This is a genomic window from Nitratireductor aquibiodomus (assembly GCF_900105565.1).
GTDB lineage: Bacteria > Pseudomonadota > Alphaproteobacteria > Rhizobiales > Rhizobiaceae > Nitratireductor > Nitratireductor aquibiodomus.
Genome location: NZ_FNSL01000001.1, coordinates 511,514 through 529,413, shown reverse-complemented (window position 1 = coordinate 529,413; position 17,900 = coordinate 511,514). Strand labels below are relative to the sequence as shown.

At 60.6% G+C, this 17,900-nt stretch carries 15 protein-coding genes and 3 tRNA genes; 12 read left to right on the top strand and 6 right to left on the bottom strand.

What is annotated here, in order from left to right; all coding sequences use genetic code 11:
- Positions 1–195: 195 nt before the first annotated feature.
- Complete coding sequence (locus tag BLW55_RS02560) at positions 196–3,450, top strand: YhdP family protein (RefSeq protein WP_090326485.1); 3,255 nt, start codon at positions 196–198, stop codon at positions 3,448–3,450.
- 57 nt (positions 3,451–3,507) lie between these two features.
- Here BLW55_RS02560 and tyrS read toward each other — a convergent pair whose 3' ends face one another.
- Positions 3,508–4,761 carry a tyrosine--tRNA ligase gene (tyrS, locus tag BLW55_RS02555; protein ID WP_025029674.1) on the bottom strand — a complete coding sequence of 418 codons (1,254 nt, stop codon included), beginning with the start codon at positions 4,759–4,761 and terminating at the stop codon, positions 3,508–3,510.
- A gap of 61 nt (positions 4,762–4,822) precedes the next feature.
- Positions 4,823–5,497, bottom strand: a complete 675-nt coding sequence (locus tag BLW55_RS02550) for an alpha/beta hydrolase (protein ID WP_007008055.1) — start codon at positions 5,495–5,497, stop codon at positions 4,823–4,825.
- Between the two features lie 261 nt (positions 5,498–5,758).
- On the opposite strand from BLW55_RS02550, the gene BLW55_RS02545 reads away from it, so the two are divergent.
- From BLW55_RS02545 to BLW55_RS02510, 8 genes are all read left to right on the top strand, one after another.
- Positions 5,759–6,934, top strand: coding sequence for a cysteine desulfurase family protein (locus BLW55_RS02545; RefSeq protein WP_090326482.1), 1,176 nt, complete (start codon positions 5,759–5,761; stop codon positions 6,932–6,934).
- Between the two features lie 183 nt (positions 6,935–7,117).
- Positions 7,118–8,641, top strand: coding sequence for a Fe-S cluster assembly protein SufB (gene sufB / locus BLW55_RS02540; RefSeq protein WP_090326480.1), 1,524 nt, complete (start codon positions 7,118–7,120; stop codon positions 8,639–8,641).
- A 27-nt stretch (positions 8,642–8,668) separates the two neighbouring features.
- Positions 8,669–9,424 carry a Fe-S cluster assembly ATPase SufC gene (gene sufC / locus BLW55_RS02535; RefSeq protein ID WP_090326477.1) on the top strand — a complete coding sequence of 252 codons (756 nt, stop codon included), beginning with the start codon at positions 8,669–8,671 and terminating at the stop codon, positions 9,422–9,424.
- 9 nt (positions 9,425–9,433) lie between these two features.
- Positions 9,434–10,705 (top strand): Fe-S cluster assembly protein SufD, encoded by a 1,272-nt coding sequence (sufD, locus tag BLW55_RS02530; protein ID WP_090326475.1) that lies wholly within the window; start codon positions 9,434–9,436, stop codon positions 10,703–10,705.
- A 159-nt stretch (positions 10,706–10,864) separates the two neighbouring features.
- The gene (locus tag BLW55_RS02525) at positions 10,865–12,106 is read left to right on the top strand and encodes a cysteine desulfurase (protein ID WP_090326471.1); all 1,242 of its coding nucleotides are present in this window, start codon (positions 10,865–10,867) and stop codon (positions 12,104–12,106) included.
- Positions 12,107–12,111: 5 nt separating this feature from the next.
- A complete protein-coding gene (locus BLW55_RS02520) occupies positions 12,112–12,510 on the top strand; it encodes an SUF system Fe-S cluster assembly protein (RefSeq protein ID WP_025029678.1) in 399 nt (132 codons plus the stop codon).
- An 89-nt stretch (positions 12,511–12,599) separates the two neighbouring features.
- Positions 12,600–12,980: a Fe-S cluster assembly scaffold SufA gene (sufA, locus tag BLW55_RS02515; RefSeq protein ID WP_007008062.1), complete on the top strand. Its 381-nt coding sequence runs from the start codon at positions 12,600–12,602 to the stop codon at positions 12,978–12,980.
- Between the two features lie 10 nt (positions 12,981–12,990).
- On the top strand, positions 12,991–13,317 hold the full coding sequence (locus tag BLW55_RS02510; protein WP_090326468.1) for a TfoX/Sxy family protein: 327 nt from the start codon (positions 12,991–12,993) through the stop codon (positions 13,315–13,317).
- Positions 13,318–13,392: 75 nt separating this feature from the next.
- Here BLW55_RS02510 and BLW55_RS02505 read toward each other — a convergent pair whose 3' ends face one another.
- Positions 13,393–14,805: a DEAD/DEAH box helicase gene (locus BLW55_RS02505; RefSeq protein WP_090326466.1), complete on the bottom strand. Its 1,413-nt coding sequence runs from the start codon at positions 14,803–14,805 to the stop codon at positions 13,393–13,395.
- A gap of 164 nt (positions 14,806–14,969) precedes the next feature.
- Positions 14,970–15,743 (bottom strand): NAD kinase, encoded by a 774-nt coding sequence (locus tag BLW55_RS02500; protein WP_007008065.1) that lies wholly within the window; start codon positions 15,741–15,743, stop codon positions 14,970–14,972.
- A 161-nt stretch (positions 15,744–15,904) separates the two neighbouring features.
- On the opposite strand from BLW55_RS02500, the gene BLW55_RS02495 reads away from it, so the two are divergent.
- Positions 15,905–15,980, top strand: a tRNA-Thr gene (locus BLW55_RS02495).
- Between the two features lie 57 nt (positions 15,981–16,037).
- On the opposite strand, the gene BLW55_RS02490 is transcribed toward BLW55_RS02495, so the two are convergent.
- Positions 16,038–16,436 carry a DUF4440 domain-containing protein gene (locus tag BLW55_RS02490; protein WP_157776513.1) on the bottom strand — a complete coding sequence of 133 codons (399 nt, stop codon included), beginning with the start codon at positions 16,434–16,436 and terminating at the stop codon, positions 16,038–16,040.
- A gap of 210 nt (positions 16,437–16,646) precedes the next feature.
- Positions 16,647–17,501: a TrmH family RNA methyltransferase gene (locus tag BLW55_RS02485; protein WP_090326464.1), complete on the bottom strand. Its 855-nt coding sequence runs from the start codon at positions 17,499–17,501 to the stop codon at positions 16,647–16,649.
- Between the two features lie 184 nt (positions 17,502–17,685).
- On the opposite strand from BLW55_RS02485, the gene BLW55_RS02480 reads away from it, so the two are divergent.
- Positions 17,686–17,770 (top strand) — tRNA-Tyr (locus BLW55_RS02480).
- A gap of 30 nt (positions 17,771–17,800) precedes the next feature.
- Positions 17,801–17,874, top strand: a tRNA-Gly gene (locus BLW55_RS02475).
- The last annotated feature ends 26 nt before the right edge of the window (positions 17,875–17,900 follow it).

The following is a 17,900-nucleotide window of genomic DNA, read 5'->3' as shown; positions in this document are numbered from 1 at the left end:
TGGATAGCCGATGGATGGGAGAGATATAATGATGTCGGTGGATTCGTCCATGGCTGCTGAGTGTCGACGGGAACGGTTTTGGATCAGGAAGGTGCTCCTCACAGGAAGGTCAGGTTCAAGCGCGGCGAGATAGCGGCTCTGGAAACGTATCCGTCTACCCATGACAGGGCTCGCCGGGTTTTGAGACGCTCGGTCATGTGGCTATGGCTAAGGCGGTGCATCGGCGGTCTTTTCGTCCTGATCGCGCTTCTCGTTTCCCTTGGCGTGGCCATTCAACTCCTCGGAACCGGCTCCTTCGGCCAGGATCGATTGCGTTCGGCTGCTCAAAAAGCCCTGACAGCACTTGCGGGGTTCGAAGTGGAGGCGACCATGGGGAGCCTCCGGATCGTTCTGAGTGATCGCAGTCTGATCGCGCTCGAAATTCGCGATGTTAATCTGACAAAGGCTGAAACCGGTGAAACGCTGATCGACGCGGACACGCTGCATTTCGGTTTCAGGCTGCTGCCTTTGCTCAGGGGCCAGGTGCAGGTGGGCAGCGCGGAGATCACCGGCGCTCGTGTGCAACTGGCCAGTCTCTCCTCGCGCCCTGAGGAGGTGGCTGCGGTCGCCCGCTGGAAAAAGCCTGTCGATCCCCGCGTTATCGAGAAGGATGTCTTCGATGGCCTGCGACGCGTCTACGCGCTGACCGAACGTACGGGAACGCGCTATCTTCGTCTGCGCGACGTGGTGGTCGTTGTGGATGAGATCACCCAGCGCAGCCTCGCCATCGACGTCAATGCGTCGATGGCACCTTCCGGCAAACTGGACTTCAAGAGCAGTGTCACCTTCGATGACCGCGACATCGAACTGTCGGGAAGCGCTTTGCGGCCCGTGCGTGAGGGGCCGATCAAATCGCTCGATATCGAGATCGCCGCGCCAAAGCCGTCGCTTCTGGAAGCCGCGCGCACGGTTTCGGGGCAGACGCGGCGCACCGGTGGACTTCTCGAAGCGGTGCGCATTTCACTCAGCGGCGGGGAGACCGAAAGCGGCAACGGAAGGCTGCAATTTGAACTGGCTCTGGAGGAGGCGCCCTTCGATCTTGGCGAAGACGGTGTATTGACAGCGACAGGGCGCATTCGCGCCGTGGTTGAACAAGACGCGGGTGCAATTGCCATCAACCGGGCAAGCCTGATCATCGGCCGCTCGGCTTTCGACTTCACCGGCCGGATTGTTCCGGTAGAAAACCCGGATGCGGGGAGTGCGGTCTACCGTTTCGAACTTGTCAGCGGCAAATCGACGATCGCTCCGATCGATTCTCCCGAAGCCGCCGTTCCGTTCGTTGCCGGGGCTTCGGGCCGCATCGACACGGGAAGCGGCCGGATCATCGGCGATACGATCCGCATAGCCACAACGTCGGGCGTGATCACCGCAAGCGCTGCGGTGACGCTTGCGGCGGGCAAGACGCCGGGCCTTTCGCTCGCCGTTTACACCAAGGGCATGCCCACGCATGAGGTGAAGCAGTTCTGGCCGTGGTTTGCCGCTTCCGGTGCGCGGGAATGGGTGCTGGAAAACCTGTTCGGCGGGCGGGTTGTTGAAGGCAATCTGCGCCTGCGGGTTCCACCGGGGCGTTTCGGCAATGGCAAGCCACTGGACAATGAAGAAGTCAGCGGAGCCTTCGAGGTTGCAGATGCACGGTTCGACATCGCCGGCCGGATTCCGCCGGTGCGTGATGCCGTCGGCCGTATCGCCTTTCAGGGGGCCGATATCGACATCGGTATCGAAGCAGGGACGGTGTTCATGCCGAGCGGGCGCAAGGTTGCGGCGAGCAACGGATCGCTCAGGGTTCGCAATGCACATGTCAAACCACGCATAGGCAAGCTGGAGATCGACGTCGCCGGAAAGGCGCCGGCGATTATCGAACTCGCTTCCTATGAGCCGATCGACGTTTCCGACAGGATCGATCTTGCTCCGCAGGATGTGACAGGAGATGTCACAGGGCATGTGAAGGCGGACATTCCTTTGAGCGACGGAATACCGCGCGAGGATCTCGGCTGGCAGGCGACGCTCGAATACGAGAATCTCTCGATCTCAAAACCCTTTGACGGGCAGATGGTTGCCGATGCCAGCGGTGTCCTGATGGTAGAGCCTGGAAGGGCGGACATATCCGCCTCCGCAACCCTCAACGGCATTCCGGCACGGCTCGAACTCGTGGAGCCTTTCGGTGAGTCTGGAGTGGAGCGGTCGCGCAGGATTCAACTGACGCTGGACGACAAGCTGCGAAACAAAGTCGTTCCGGGGCTCGACGAGATTCTCTCTGGTCCGATGACAGTCGACTATTCCGAGCTTGACGACGGCCGCAAGGCGCTGTCGGTCAAGCTCGACAAGGCGCGTCTGACGCTGCCATGGATCAACTGGAGCAAGGGCGCGGGGATTCCGGCGACGGCGTCGTTTGTTCTCGATGAAAAGCCGTCCTCGATGGCACTGACGGATTTCAGGCTCTCCGGTGAAACATTTTCGGCCGCAGGGCATCTCTCCATCGCCGGTGGGAGTCTCTCCAGCGCACGTTTTGAAAGAGCGCGTCTTAACCGCGGTGACGACTTCTCGGTTTCGATCGATCGTTCGGAGAGGAATTACAGGGTGACCGTTCGCGGTGCAGCGCTGGATGGCCGATCTTTGATCAAGCACTATCTTGGGGCGGAACAGAGGGGCGCGGGAGGCGGCGCATCCGAAGCTGACAGCGCGAATGTGAACCTGGATGCGAAGCTTGCGCGTGTGTCCGGCTTCGGCGGGGCAGTGTTGCGGGACGTTTCCCTGAAGTATGCATCGTCGCAGCGTGGACCGGGCCGTCTTGATCTGACTGCAAAAACGACGTCGGGCGGCGCCGTGACGCTGGCGCGGGACGCAAGCGGGATCGTTGCCAATTCCTCCGATGCCGGTGCGGTCATGCGGTTTGTCGATTTCTACGAGAATATGGAAGGGGGGCAGATGGCCCTCTCGTTGAGCGAGGGGAATGGCGGGGTTCTGAGCGGCCGCGTCTCGGCCCAGAACTTCTTCATTGTCGACGAGCCCCGTCTCCGTTCGCTGGTGTCGGCAACCGAAAACAATGGCGAGGTGGATGCCAACAGGATCAGCTTCGAGCGCGGCTATGCGACGGTGCTCAAAGGCCCGGGCCGTCTCGAACTGAAGGATGGCGTGCTGCGTGGGCCATTGATCGGCACCACGTTTCAGGGAACCCTGTTTGACGCAGACGACAACATCGCGATCACTGGGACTTTCATGCCGCTGTACGGCCTGAACCGGATCTTTGGTGAGATTCCCGTGTTTGGCGGGCTTCTCGGGAATGGACGCGACCGCGGTTTGATCGGAATAACCTACCGCCTCTACGGCAAGCTGGCTGAGCCACAGATGGAGGTGAATCCCATCTCGGCCATCGCTCCCGGTATTTTCCGGCAGATTTTCGAGTTTCGATAAAAAAGCGTGCGCCCGACCGGACACACGCTCATCATTCAGATGCGATTGTTCCGCAGCTCAGACCGGGCGCAGAAGCACGTGCTTCTTCTTGCCGAGCGAGAGTTTTACGACGCCTTCTTCGGTGAGGTTGTCGAGGGTCACGGCCTGCCGGTCATCGCTGACGGGCTGGTCGTTGAGGCGCACCGCGCCACCCTTCACATGCCGTCGCGCCTCGCCATTGGAGGCGGCAAGGCCTGCGGTCACGAAAAGTGACAGAACGCCGACGCCTTCCTCGAGCGCCGAGCGCTCCACTTCGATGGTCGGCAGCGTCTGCGCTAGTGCACCTTCCTCAAAAGTCTTGCGCGCTGTCTCGGCAGCCTCATCTGCCGCATCGCGGCCATGCAGCATTGCCGTCACTTCGGTGGCGAGAACTTTCTTCGCCTCGTTGAGCTCGGCTCCCTGCAGTGCCGCAAGGCGCGCGACCTCATCGAGCGGCATCGTCGTGTAGAGCTTGAGGAATCGCTCGACATCTGCATCCTCGGTGTTGCGCCAGTACTGCCAGAAATCGTAGGCGCCGAGCATGTCCGGGTTGAGCCACACAGCGCCGTCGGCGCTCTTGCCCATCTTCGCGCCCGACGAGGTGGTCAGAAGCGGCGAGGTGAGGGCGTAGAGCTGCGGCGTGCCCATGCGGTGGCCGAGATCGATGCCGTTGACGATGTTGCCCCACTGGTCGGAACCACCCATCTGCAGACGGCAGCCAAGACGCCTGTTCAGTTCGACATAATCATAGGCCTGGAGGATCATGTAGTTGAATTCCAGGAACGACAGAGACTGCTCGCGGTCGAGGCGCAGCTTTACCGAATCGAACGACAGCATGCGGTTGACCGAGAAGTGGCGACCCACATCGCGCAGGAATTCCAGGTAGTTTATGCCCAGAAGCCAGTCGGCATTGTTGACCATCAGGGCGTCCTGCGGGCCGTCGCCGAAGGTCAGGTAGTTGGCGAACACCTTCTTGATGCCGGCGATGTTCTCGGCAATCGTTTCCGGCGTCATCAGCTTGCGCGCTTCGTCCTTGAACGAGGGATCGCCGATCATGCCGGTGCCACCGCCCATCAAGGCGACCGGACGGTGGCCGGTCTTCTGCATCCAGTGCAGCATCATGATCTGGATCAGACCGCCGGCATGCAGGCTCGGTGCGGTCGGATCAAAGCCGATATAGGCCGTGACCGTCTCGTTCCGGAACAGTTCATCGAGACCAGCGTCGTCGGAGGTCTGGTGAATGAACCCGCGTTCGCTGAGCGTGCGCAGGAAGTCGGATTTGAAGGCGGTCATGATCGTTCAGGCTCTTTGATTTTGGCGGATGCGACGCAGCATGACGCATCCGCGCGACGGTCTATTTCAGGCGTTTTGGGCGGGGTTCGGAAAGCTCGCCACGCAGACGGCGGTCCAGATAGTCCGAGCACTCCCCGATCAGTTCGTCGATGCGATCGGTATAGAAGTGGTTCACGCCGGGCATGGTTTTCTGGGTAATCGTAATGCCCTTCTGTGACTGCAGCTTGTCAACGAGGCCCTGAACGTCGGCGGGCGGTGCAACCTTGTCGGCATCGCCATGAATGATCAGGCCGGATGACGGGCAGGGGGCCAGGAAGGAGAAGTCGTAGAGATTCGGCTGTGGCGATATGGACATGAACCCCTCGATCTCCGGGCGACGCATCAGAAGCTGCATGCCGATCCATGCACCGAAGGAGTACCCGGCGATCCAACAGTTCTTCGAATCGGGATGCAGCGACTGCACCCAGTCGAGCGCTGCAGCCGCATCCGACAGCTCGCCGGTGCCGTGATCGAAGGCGCCCTGGCTTCGGCCGATGCCACGGAAGTTGAAGCGCAGCGTGGTGAAGCCCCGGCTCTGGAACATGTAGAAGAGATCGTAGACGATCTTGTTGTTCATCGTGCCGCCGAAATGCGGATGTGGATGGAGGATGAGCGCGATTGGAGCGTTCTTTTCCTTCGACGGCTGATACCGTCCTTCCAGACGTCCGGCAGGCCCGGCAAAAATGACCTCAGGCATGAGTACTCCACATTGGGCATCGCAGCATATCGGGTTACAAAGGGAACGATGTTCCTTAACCCTTGACGCGACGCCGACGCCTCCATAGAAGCTAGTTTAGAATTGTTCAAAAATGATGATGCGCAAGCGATCATCATGTCGGCAAGCCGGGTAAATAGGACGGCTCGCCCTGAAAATTCAAGGAAATTACGTCACTGCGGCCAAGTTTGGCCTGGAAGGCGTGAAGCAGACAGCGGATTCGCGGAGAAAAGCGGAAGGTCTATGTCGGCAACCCGGGCATATCTCGACTTCAATGCCAGTGCGCCGCTTCTCGAGCGGGCGCGGGTGGCGATGCTTGACGCGCTGTCGATGCCGGCGAATCCCTCGTCGGTTCATACCGAAGGGCGGGAAGCCCGTCGCGTGCTGGAAGACGCACGCAGGCACGTTGCCCGACTGGCTGGCGCGCGTCCCGAGCATGTGATCTTTACGTCCGGCGCAACCGAGGCTGCGGCAATGCTGCTCACCCCGCGCTGGAAAATGGGGCGGTCACCGCTCGGGTTCTCGGCACTTTATGTGAGTGCTTCTGACCATCCGTGCGTTTTGAAGGGCGGGCGCTTTTCGCCAAGCCAGATCAAGACGATACCGGTGCGGCCTGACGGTTTGGTCGACCTTGTCGAGCTGGAAGCCCTGCTCGCGGCGCATGACAACAATGCCGGTCTTCCGCTGGTTGCCGTGCACGTGGTCAACAACGAAACCGGCATTGTTCAGCCGGTAGAGGACATTGGCCGACTGGCCAAGGCCCACGGTGCCACCACCGTGTTTGATGCCGTGCAGGCTGCAGGGCGTATTCCTGTAGATATTTCATCGGGTTACGCTGACTACATCATTCTTTCTTCGCACAAGATCGGTGGGCCCAAGGGGGCTGGCGCCGTGGTTGGAAGTGCCGACCTGATGATGCCGGAGCCGCTGATTCACGGCGGCGGCCAGGAAAAGGGGCATCGCGGGGGCACTGAAAATCTCGCTGCCATTGCCGGTTTTGGCGCTGCTGCTGCCGAGGCATTTGAAGGGCTGGGCCGCATTGCGGCGCTTTCCACCATGCGGGACCGATTCGAGGCCGCTATTCTGAAGCATGTGCCGGATGCCGTGATCCATGGCCGCGACGTGCAGCGGGTCGCCAACACGAGCTTCTTTTCCATTCCCGGCATGAAGGCCGAAACTGCCCAGATCGCGTTCGATCTCGGCGGCGTTGCGCTGTCGGCGGGCTCTGCCTGTTCCTCCGGCCGGGTCGGTCCCAGCCATGTGCTGCAGGCTATGGGACAGGGCGACGAAGCAAGTGCATTGCGGGTTTCCATCGGACACGCGACGACCGAACAGGATCTGGTGCTGTTCGACGTGGCTCTGGCCGGTATTGCGAAACGGCGAAAGAATGCCGCGGGAACCGGGATTCAGGCCGCGTAGCGTGGTCGAAAGGAAAAAATCGATGGTGAAGAGAGTAAAAATGGAGAAAAAGACACATATTTAATATGTGACCGGATGAAACGTCCGCTCCGAAGCACTACACCCGGTTTGCAACAAGGCAATCAGGGTGTGCACAATTTGAAGACGGCCGGGCCTTGACCCCGGCATGGATGGAGAACGCATATGCCTGCCGTGCAGGAGACGATTGATCAGGTCCGCATGATCGATGTGGACCAGTACAAGTATGGTTTTGAGACGCTCATCGAGAGCGAACTGGCCCCCAAGGGCCTAAACGAAGACATCATCCGCTTCATTTCGGCCAAGAAGGAAGAGCCGGAGTGGATGACGGAATGGCGGCTGAACGCCTACAAGCGCTGGCAGGCCATGGAAGAGCCGAGCTGGGCGCGCGTCAGCTATCCCAAGATCGACTTTCAGGATCTGCACTACTACGCAGCGCCGAAGAATCAGACCGGCCCGAAGTCGCTGGATGAAGTCGATCCAGAGTTGCTCAAAACTTACGAAAAGCTCGGTATCCCCTTGAGGGAACAGGAGATTCTTGCCGGCGTGCGCAAGCAGGGCGAGCCGAGTGAACTGGACGAAAACCCGAGCGACAATGTCTACAGCTCCGGGCGCGTTGCGGTTGATGCGGTGTTCGATTCCGTATCGGTCGTGACCACGTTCAAGGAAGAACTCGCCAAGGCTGGCGTGATCTTCTGCTCGATCTCCGAGGCGATCCGCGAGCATCCCGAGCTGATCCAGAAATATCTGGGCTCGGTCGTGCCGGTCTCGGACAATTATTATGCTGCGCTGAATTCCGCCGTCTTCACCGATGGCTCCTTCGTCTATGTGCCGAAGGGCGTGCGCTGCCCAATGGAATTATCGACCTATTTCCGCATCAACGAGCGCAACACCGGCCAGTTCGAGCGCACGCTGATCATCGCGGAAGAGGGCGCCTATGTGTCCTACCTGGAAGGCTGCACCGCGCCGCAGCGCGACGAGAACCAGCTCCACGCCGCCGTGGTCGAGCTGATCGCGCTGGACGATGCGGAGATCAAGTACTCCACGGTCCAGAACTGGTATCCGGGTGATTCCGAGGGCAAGGGCGGCATCTACAATTTCGTCACCAAGCGCGGCGATTGCCGGGGCAACAACTCCAAGATCTCCTGGACCCAGGTCGAGACCGGTTCGGCGATCACCTGGAAGTACCCGTCCTGCATCCTGCGTGGCGACAACAGCCGTGGCGAGTTCTACTCGATTGCCGTTTCCAACGGCCATCAGCAGATCGATTCCGGCACCAAGATGCTGCATCTGGGCAAGAACACGTCGAGCCGCATCATCTCCAAGGGTATCTCCGCCGGCAAGTCGCAGAACACCTATCGCGGACAGGTTTCGGCGCACCGCAAGGCCGCCAATGCTCGCAACTTCACCCAGTGCGACAGCCTGCTGATCGGCAATGACTGCGGCGCACACACGGTGCCCTATATCGAAGCGAAAAACGCCACCGCGCAGTTTGAGCACGAGGCGACCACGTCGAAGATTTCCGAGGATCAGCTGTTCTACGTCATGCAGCGCGGCATTCCCGAGGAAGAGGCCATCGCGCTCATCGTCAACGGCTTCGTGAAGGACGTCATCCAGGAACTGCCTATGGAGTTCGCCGTCGAGGCGCAGAAACTCATCGGCATTTCGCTTGAAGGTTCGGTCGGCTGAGGCCGGCGCATTTGTTTGGAAAAAATCATGCTTGAGATCAAAAACCTGCACGCCCGCATCGCTGAGGATGGCACCGAGATCATCCGTGGCCTCAACCTGACGGTAAAGGCCGGCGAAGTGGCCGCGATCATGGGGCCGAACGGCTCCGGCAAGTCCACGCTGTCCTACATCCTGGCCGGTCGTGACGACTATGAGGTGACCGAGGGCGAGATCCTCTACAATGGCGAGTCCATTCTGGAGATGGATCCGGCCGAGCGCGCCGCCGCCGGCATCTTCCTTGCCTTCCAGTACCCGCTCGAAATTCCGGGCGTTGCCACGATGGAGTTCCTCAAGACCGCCATCAACGCGCAGCGCAAGGCGCGCGGTGAGGAAGAGCTGAAGATCCCCGAGATGCTGAAGCGCGTTCGCACTGCAGCCGACGAGCTGGAAATGAGCATGGACATGCTCAAGCGTCCGCTCAATGTCGGTTTCTCCGGCGGTGAGAAGAAGCGGGCCGAAATCCTGCAGATGAAGCTTCTGGAGCCAAAACTCTGCGTTCTGGACGAGACCGATTCCGGCCTCGACATCGATGCGCTGAAGATCGTCGCCGATGGCGTGAACGCCCTGCGTTCGCCGGATCGTGCCGTGCTGGTGATTACCCACTACCAGCGTCTTCTCGACTACATCGTTCCCGACACGGTTCACGTTCTCTACCGCGGCCAGGTCATCAAGTCTGGCGACAAGGATCTGGCGCTTGAGCTGGAGAAGAACGGTTACGCCGGCGTCATCGACGCAGCCGCTTGAGGTGACGAGATGAACCTTCATGCTCAAAACACGCTGACGGAGGCCGAGACGGCGCTGGTCAACGGCTATTCCAGCCGTTTTTCCGACCTGCCCGGTGATGCCGAGGTCACCGTCCGCCGCGATGAGGCGCTCGAGCTTCTCAAGCAGGGCCTGCCCACGCGGCGCGTCGAATCCTGGCATTACACCGACCTGCGCCGGCTTCTCTCCGTCGTTCCGGATTTCAAGCCGGTCGCCAATGCCGAGGCCGTTGCGCCGCTGATCGAAAACGCGCTCGTCCTGCCTGTGCTGAACGGCACTGCGCATGGCCGCGAGGCAGGACCCGAAGGGCTCACGGTCGCAACGCTCGCCGACAAGCTTCAGGAAGGCGCGCTGCCTGCCGAATGGCTGACGGCTTCCGACCGGTTCGACGCTGTCGGCGCGATCAATGCTGCCTTCGTTTCGGATGGCTACTGGCTCGACATTGCCGAAGGTGCGGAGCTTGACCGCCCGATCGAGCTTCAGAATATCCATGCGGGCGGTCAGGTGCATGGCCGTTTCGTGGTCAATGCGGCAGCCGGTTCAAAGGCGACCATCATCGAGCGCCAGACCGGTGCCGGTGATGCGCTTGCATCGTCCGTCACGCATCTGGACGTTGCCGATGGCGCGAATGTGCTGTGGATCCTGCTTCAGGAGCAGCCGGACGATGCGGCCTATCTTGGCCAGTTTTCGGCTTCGCTTGGCAAGGATTCGAGCCTCACACTCTTCATCATTAACGGCGGCGGCAAGCTGGTTCGTCAGGAAGTGAAGGTTACAGCGCGGGGCGAGGGCTCCGATTTCAGGCTTCGCGGCGTGAACCTGCTCGGCGGTGAGACCCATTGCGACGTGACCATGGTGCTCGATCACCTGGCACCCGACACGGTTTCCACCGAAACGTTCCGCAATGTCGTAACGGGCAAGGCCAATGGTGTGTTTCAGGGCCAGATCCGCGTTGCGAAGGTCGCTCAAAAGACCGACGCCAAGATGGCCTGCAACACGCTTTTGCTGACTGATGAAGGCGGATTCTCTTCGAAGCCGGAACTCGAGATCTTCGCCGATGATGTGGCCTGCGGCCATGGCGCGACGGTGACCGATATCGAGAAGGAGCATCTCTTCTACCTGATGGCGCGCGGCATCGATGAGAAGACCGCACGCGGTCTGCTGGTCAAGGCTTTCGTGGCCGAGGTCATCGAGGAGCTTGAGGACGAAACCGTGATCGAGGCGCTGGAGGCCAGGCTGGTCGACTGGTTCGCCCAGCACGGCTAGAGCGCCGTGCGTCCATTCGGGCGCACAAAGGACGCTCTACCCTATTGGAGCTTCGCATCGTGCTTTCCGAAAATCGATTTCGATTTTCGGGCCGATGCGATAATCCCAAACCACTCACACCCGCCTTTCTGAGCGAGGGGCGGGCACGCGGGGTTCGAAATGGACCAGAAGGTCGACACTATGCGTTATGACGTTGAAGCCGTTCGCCGGGATTTTCCCATCCTGGCGCGAGAGGTTTACGGCAAGCCGCTCGTCTATCTCGACAATGGCGCGTCGGCGCAGAAACCGCAGGCGGTGATCGATGCGATCACGCATGCCTACAGCAATGAATACGCCAATGTTCATCGTGGCCTGCACTTTCTCTCGAACGCCGCTACGGATGCCTATGAAAAGGCGCGTGAAACGGTCCGGCGCTTCCTGAATGCGGAAAGCACCGATCAGATCATTTTCACCAAGTCGGCCACCGAGGCGATCAACACCGTCGCCTATGGTCATGCGATGCCGAATATCGGCGAAGGCGACGAGATCGTTCTGTCGATCATGGAGCATCACTCAAACATCGTGCCCTGGCATTTCCTGCGCGAGCGCCATGGCGCGAAGCTCGCCTGGATCCCGGTCGATGAGGAAGGGGTGCTCACGGTCGAGGCGTTCGAGAAGACGCTGACCGACAGCACGAAGCTCCTCGCCATCACACATATGTCGAATGTGCTCGGCACCGTCACGCCGCTCAAGGAGATCATTCGGATCGCCCATGAGCGCGGCATTCCGGTTCTGGTCGATGGCAGCCAGGGCGCTGTCCACCTGCCGGTCGACGTGCAGGCGCTCGACTGCGATTTCTATGTCTGCACCGGGCACAAGCTCTACGGGCCTTCCGGCATTGGCGTGCTCTATGGCAAGAAGGAGCGCCTTGCCGCCATGCGGCCCTTCCAGGGTGGCGGCGAGATGATCGAGGACGTGACGCTCGACAACGTCACCTACAACGATCCGCCGCACCGTTTTGAAGCCGGTACACCGCCCATCGTGCAGGCGATCGGGCTTGGCGCGGCGCTGGAATATATCGAAGGCATTGGTCGCGAGGCGATTGCGGCTTACGAGGCCGATCTGGTGCGCTATGCGCATGACCAGCTTGGCCGCATCAATTCGCTGCGGATTTTCGGCAATGCGCCGGACAAGGGCGCCATTGTGTCCTTCGAGCTTCAGGGCATTCATGCCCATGACGTGTCGATGGTGATCGACCGGGCAGGTGTCGCCGTCAGAGCCGGGACGCATTGCGCCCAGCCGCTCTTGAAACATTTCGGCGTCACCTCCACATGCCGTGCATCGTTCGGCATGTATAATACACGCGAGGAGGTCGACGCCCTCGCTGAAGCGCTTGAGAAAGCGCGGCGTTTTTTCGGGTGAACAAGATGACTGATACACCGCAGGATACGGACCAGCCTGTCGAGGCTACAGCCCCTCGGGAGATGGAAGCCAAGATGTCTTCCATTCCGCAGGAAGAGCTTGCGCGGCTGACAGACGATATCGTTAGCGCGCTGAAGACGGTCTACGATCCGGAAATCCCGGCTGACATTTATGAACTCGGTCTGATCTACAAGGTCGATATCGAGGATGACCGGTCGGTCAAGATCGACATGACCCTGACCGCGCCCGGTTGTCCCGTGGCGGGCGAGATGCCAGGCTGGGTGCAGAACGCCGTAAGCAGTGTCGAGGGCGTGGGCGATGTCGAGGTGACGATGGTGTTCGATCCGCCGTGGACGCCGGACCGAATGTCGGAAGAAGCGCAGTTCGCTGTCGGGTGGTATTGAGTGCTGCTCTTGCAACGCGGCCGAATCCTGCCCATCTTTTGCACATGACCATTCCGCGAGCCTTGCACTCGCTGTGAACGGAGATTTTTATGAGCCGATTTCAAGTGATGACGATGACCGACGCCGCGGCAGACCGCGTGCGTGAAATCGTGTCCGCCCGAGACGGCGCCAGGGGCGTGCGGGTCGGCATCAAGAAGGGCGGCTGCGCGGGTATGGAGTATACGGTCGATCTGGTGACGGAACCTGATCCAAAGGACGACCATGTGGAACATGAGGGCGCGCATGTCTATGTGGCGCCGGAGGCGGCGCTTTTCCTGCTCGGCACCGAACTCGATTTCGAGGTGACGAAGCTGCGCACCGGCTTTACCTTCAAGAATCCCAACCAGACTTCCGCCTGCGGCTGCGGTGAATCCATCGAACTGAAGCCTGCTGACCTGAAAGCGCTGGCCGAAGCGCGCGGCACTGCCTGACGGGCGGGCGGTGGACGACGACGCCATACGCGATCTTTTCGCAGGGCTCGGTCCCGTTACCATCCGGCGCATGTTCGGCGGCAAGGGAATTTACCATCAGGGAATTGTTTTCGCATTGCTGGTTGGCGGCGAGATATTGCTGAAGGCCGACGCGCAGACCGCGCCGGCTTTCAAGGCGGCCGGTTCACGGCAATGGGTTCCAGCGGGACACAGGGGGCGGGGGCCGGTTGTCATGCCCTACTGGAGCATACCTGACCACGCGATCGACGACCCCGATGAAATGACACTGTGGGCACGCCGTGCGTTCAAGGCCGGGCTGCGAAGCAGGAAAAAATAATCATTCGTGCAAAAAAAAAGCCGCTGCGGGAAGGCTCCAGCAGCGGCTTAGTTCATTCCGTCATCCGGTTCGGCTTCAGGTCCTGACCGGGATCTTCATGAACGCTGGCACGTCTTCGCCGAAGCCGACAGTGGTGTCTTCCTCGCGCTGATGGCGTCGCTGCTCTTTGCGGGGTTCTGAGCGAGGTTCTGGTTTGTCCTGCTTTGCCTTGCGCTCGGCATTCTCGGATTTGATTTCGTCCTTGCGCGACTTTCTGCCGGAAGGTTTTTTGTCGTCGCCTGCCGCGTCCTTCTTGCTGTCGCGTTTTGCTCCGCGTCCGCGCTTGTGTTCGTCGGTTCCGTCTTCCGCCTGGAGCGTCGAGAGATCGCCGTCCAGCCATTCGACATCCTGGCCGATGAGCTTTTCGATCGAGTCCATGTATTTGCGATCGGCCTTGGTAATCAGCGTGAACGCTGCACCCTTGCGGCCCGCGCGGCCGGTCCGGCCGATACGGTGCACATAATCGTCGGCATGGGTGGGAATGTCGAAATTGAAAACGTGGCTTACATCGGGGATGTCGAGCCCGCGTGCTGCGACGTCGGAAGCGACGAGCAGCTTCAGATTCCCTTTGCGGAAATTCTCCAGCATCGTCATCCGCGCGCGCTGGTCCATATCTCCATGCAGTGCGCCGGCGTCATACTCGTGACGGACCAGCGAACGGAACAGCGTTGCCACTTCGCTCTTGCGATTGCAGAAGATGATCGCGTTTTTCAGCGTGTCACCCTGAGAATCGATTAGCGACCGGAGGCGCTCGCGCTTCTCCCAGGGTTTTGAGCCGCATTTGACAAAGCGCTGGGTAATGTTCGTCGCGGTTGTCGCCGGGCGCGAGACTTCCACACGGACCGGCGCCTGCAGAAACTGCTCGGTGAGCTTGGTAATCTCCGGCGGCATGGTGGCCGAGAAGAAGAGGGTCTGCCGTGTGAACGGAATGAGCTTGCAGATGCGCTCGATGTCGGGGATGAAACCCATGTCGAGCATCCGGTCGGCCTCGTCGATCACGAGGATTTCCACACCGGTCAGAAGAAGTTTCCCTCGCTCGAAATGATCGAGCAGACGCCCCGGCGTCGCGATCAGCACATCGGCGCCGCGCTCCAGCTTCTTCTCCTGCTCGTCGAACGAAACACCACCAATCAGAAGCGCAATGTTAAGCCGATGGTTCTTGCCATATTTGACAAAATTTTCCTCGACCTGCGCGGCGAGCTCCCGTGTCGGCTCCAGGATGAGTGTCCGGGGCATGCGCGCCCTGGCACGTCCGCGCTCCAGCCGCGTGAGCATGGGCAGGACGAAGGACGCTGTCTTTCCGGTCCCTGTCTGGGCAATGCCCAGCACATCCTTGCCGGTCAGAGCATGCGGTATGGCGCCTGCCTGGATCGGTGTGGGTTGCGTGTAGCCCGCATCGGCCACGGCGGAGAGGACCTTTTGGGACAGGCCCAGATCGGAAAATGTCAACGCTTCCTGAGCGGTGTCTTGTTCTTCTGCTGGCACGTTTCGGCTGTCTTTGTGTTTGCGGCGTGGTGCCGCCCTGTGAGGCCCTGGAACCCCGAATCCCCCGAGGGCGTACGGCCTGACGCGTGCGATGTCAACAGATCAGTTGCCGTAAAGTCAGCTATTGTTCAGTAACGGAACTGCTCGGAAAGGATGCGTTCGTTCCAGGAATGGCTCTCGTCGAACAGAACGGTCACGGTTTCCTGGTGCGATTCGCGGACCGTCACCGACACGACCGACTTGATCTCGGTGTGGTCGGCGACCGCGTTCACCGGCCGTTTTTCAGGCTCGAGTATATCGAAATGCACCGTCGCCTGGTTGGAGAGCAGGGCGCCGCGCCACCGGCGCGGACGAAACGGGCTGACGGGGGTAAGCGCCAGGAGGGGCGCGTCCAGCGGCAGGATGGGCCCGTGAGCGGACAGGTTGTAGGCCGTGGAGCCGGCAGGCGTCGCCACCATGACACCGTCACAGATCAGTTCTTCCAGACGCACCTTGTCGTCGATGGCAATGCGGATCTTCGCTGCCTGGTATGACTGACGCAGAAGCGAGACCTCGTTGACGGCGAGTGCCCGGACCCTGTTGCCATCGGCATCGATGGCCTCCATCTGCAGCGGGCGCACGGTTTCGGGGATTGCAGCGGCGACGCGCTCGCGCAGGCCGCGCTCCCGGTATTCATTCATCAGAAAACCGATTGAGCCGCGATTCATGCCGTAGATGCGCTTTCCCGCACTCATTGTTTCGCGCAGCGTGTGCAGCATAAAACCGTCACCGCCAAGCGCCACGATGACGTCAGCATCCTCGGGCCTTTCCTGGCCATAGAGCGCCGACAACCGCTTTGCCGCTTCCTGGGCATCCTCGGTATCGGCGGAAACGAAGGCGAGGGCCATTGTTTGTTGGGTCATGGCGGTCGGACAGGCCTTGAATTCGCGGCGGGCAGCTATCGGTTAGCATGTGGGCGTTTGCCTGCAAAGGCAAACAAAGTCGCATTCATATGGGGATCGGACATAATCGATGCCAGTTTTGATTTCACTCTTGCGCGGTTTGTGCTAACGGAGCGCCGGATGCCCTTGTAGCTCAGTTGGTAGAGCACCTGATTTGTAATCAGGGGGTCGGCGGTTCGAGTCCGTCCGGGGGCACCATTTTTCACAGACAGCTATCCAACTCCCAGGCCCCGTTCCGATTGCGTGGTGGGCGCTTCATAGACCGTCGCAGCTTTCGGCGATCTGGGTCTGATTGCTTTCCCGGACCCTCGCTCCCTTGATCACAAAGCGCTCACTCGTGAGAACGGAATTGCCCGGGAAGTCGTAGCACACGGTCACAACCGTTTCGGTGTCCAGCTCTTCTTCCACGCGATAGCGGATGTCGGTGCCGCTGCCTGTCGCGTCCTCCCAGGCGTCGAGCGAACCGAGAAACTCTTCTTTCGTCTGCTCAATGCCTATGTCGTTCAGGATGATCCGCGCATCGTCGGCAAGGAGATCTGCAAGTGCCTCGCGGTCGGTGGTGCGCAGGGCGTCGAACCATCGGGCGAGAACGGTGCCGTCATCGGCGAGCGATGGTGAAACGGTCAGGGCCATGGCGGCCAGAAGCAGTCGCATCCGGTGCAGCATCATAGAGAAACCATGTCCAGTGCTGTTGCGTTCGGTTCGGCTGAGGCCATCCTAGAGCATCGGACCGAAAAGTGGAATCCGGTTTTCGGGCTGTTCCGATGCTCCATCAATTGTTTAGATCGTTCTTGGTGCGCGCGGATTGGCGCGCGGCGATCCAGCCGTTTTGGCGCGGTTCTTGAAACCCGTGAACAGACGGAGCTATTCCGTGTCCGAAATGATCTTCAGGTGCAGGCAGGCCGCATAGAGGGAGACCGCCGCGGCATTCGACACGTTGAGCGAACGGATTGCGCCCGGCACATCCAGCCGCGCCAGGGCGGATACGGTCTCGCGGGTTTTCTGCCGCAGACCTTTGCCCTCGGCCCCCAGGACCAGAGCGATCCGGTCAGCCTCGAATGTGCTTTCGAGGCGCTTCGGCCCATCCGAATCGAGGCCGATCGTCTGGAAGCCGGCCTGCGCAAGTTCCTCGAGCGCCTCGGCGAGGTTGCGCACGGTCAGATGATCGATGTGCTCGAGCGCGCCGGAAGCCGCCTTGGCGAGAACACCGGATTCGGCAGGGCTGTGGCGTGCTGTCGTGACCAGTGCGTTGACGCCGAAAGCAACGGCGGAGCGCATAATGGCGCCGACATTGTGCGGATCGGTAACCTGGTCGAGAACGAGAACGAGGGCCGCCCCGTCGAGATCACGCAGTGGCGCGGGCTTGAGTGGCTCCGCCTCAAGCAGCGCGCCCTGATGCACGGCATCGGGGCCAAGTAGCCGGTCGATCTCGCGTGGCTCGACAGTTTCCACCGGGAAGGACAGGGCCTCAGCGTCCGCAAGTTCAAGGCGCGTGGCCGCGTTCCGGGTAATACAGAGACGCTTGATTCGTCGCTTCGGATTGTCGAGCGCGGCCCGTACCGTGTGCAGCCCGTAAAGGCGGACGATCCCATCCCCCGCGCCGGGCCCGGCAGGGAGCGCATGCTTGCCCGGCTTCTGCTGGGCACGGTCCCTGTGGGCGCGTCTGAGGCGCGCGTAATGGCTGTCTTTCGGGGTCCGGGAGTTGTGATCGTCGCTCATGGCCCCTCTATAGTCCTGCGGCGGCATTCTGGAAACCGGATTCGCAGGATGCAAGTTTTTCGGCGAAGATTTGCGACAGGCGGTTGACACCGGAGAGCCGCCTCGTCATAAGGCGCATCGCGGAACGGAGCAGGGCGATTTGCCTTTCGAAATTCCGCCACGTCGCTGAAGCTCCGACGGAAACGGAGGGGTGTCCGAGTGGTTAAAGGAGACGGACTGTAAATCCGTTCGCTATGCGTACGCTGGTTCGAATCCAGCCCCCTCCACCACCGTCGATCAGAGCCAGCGAAACGAACCCGGCGGGTATAGCTCAATGGTAGAGCAGCAGCCTTCCAAGCTGAATATGCGGGTTCGATTCCCGCTACCCGCTCCAGCGTTCCATCTTCGGCCTTTCATCCC

Bases quoted from the DNA above. Each gene is read 5' to 3' on its own strand.
- BLW55_RS02500 (WP_007008065.1), bottom strand. From the start codon at position 15,743: ATGACCCAACAAACAATGGCCCTCGCCTTCGTTTCCGCCGATACCGAG.
- BLW55_RS02545 (WP_090326482.1), top strand. From the start codon at position 5,759: ATGTCGGCAACCCGGGCATATCTCGACTTCAATGCCAGTGCGCCGCTT.
- sufA (WP_007008062.1), top strand. From the start codon at position 12,600: ATGAGCCGATTTCAAGTGATGACGATGACCGACGCCGCGGCAGACCGC.
- BLW55_RS02525 (WP_090326471.1), top strand. From the start codon at position 10,865: ATGGACCAGAAGGTCGACACTATGCGTTATGACGTTGAAGCCGTTCGC.
- BLW55_RS02550 (WP_007008055.1), bottom strand. From the start codon at position 5,497: ATGCCTGAGGTCATTTTTGCCGGGCCTGCCGGACGTCTGGAAGGACGG.
- BLW55_RS02485 (WP_090326464.1), bottom strand. From the start codon at position 17,501: ATGAGCGACGATCACAACTCCCGGACCCCGAAAGACAGCCATTACGCG.
- BLW55_RS02560 (WP_090326485.1), top strand. From the start codon at position 196: ATGTGGCTATGGCTAAGGCGGTGCATCGGCGGTCTTTTCGTCCTGATC.
- sufB (WP_090326480.1), top strand. From the start codon at position 7,118: ATGCCTGCCGTGCAGGAGACGATTGATCAGGTCCGCATGATCGATGTG.
- BLW55_RS02490 (WP_157776513.1), bottom strand. From the start codon at position 16,436: ATGCGACTGCTTCTGGCCGCCATGGCCCTGACCGTTTCACCATCGCTC.
- tyrS (WP_025029674.1), bottom strand. From the start codon at position 4,761: ATGACCGCCTTCAAATCCGACTTCCTGCGCACGCTCAGCGAACGCGGG.
- BLW55_RS02520 (WP_025029678.1), top strand. From the start codon at position 12,112: ATGACTGATACACCGCAGGATACGGACCAGCCTGTCGAGGCTACAGCC.
- sufD (WP_090326475.1), top strand. From the start codon at position 9,434: ATGAACCTTCATGCTCAAAACACGCTGACGGAGGCCGAGACGGCGCTG.
- sufC (WP_090326477.1), top strand. From the start codon at position 8,669: ATGCTTGAGATCAAAAACCTGCACGCCCGCATCGCTGAGGATGGCACC.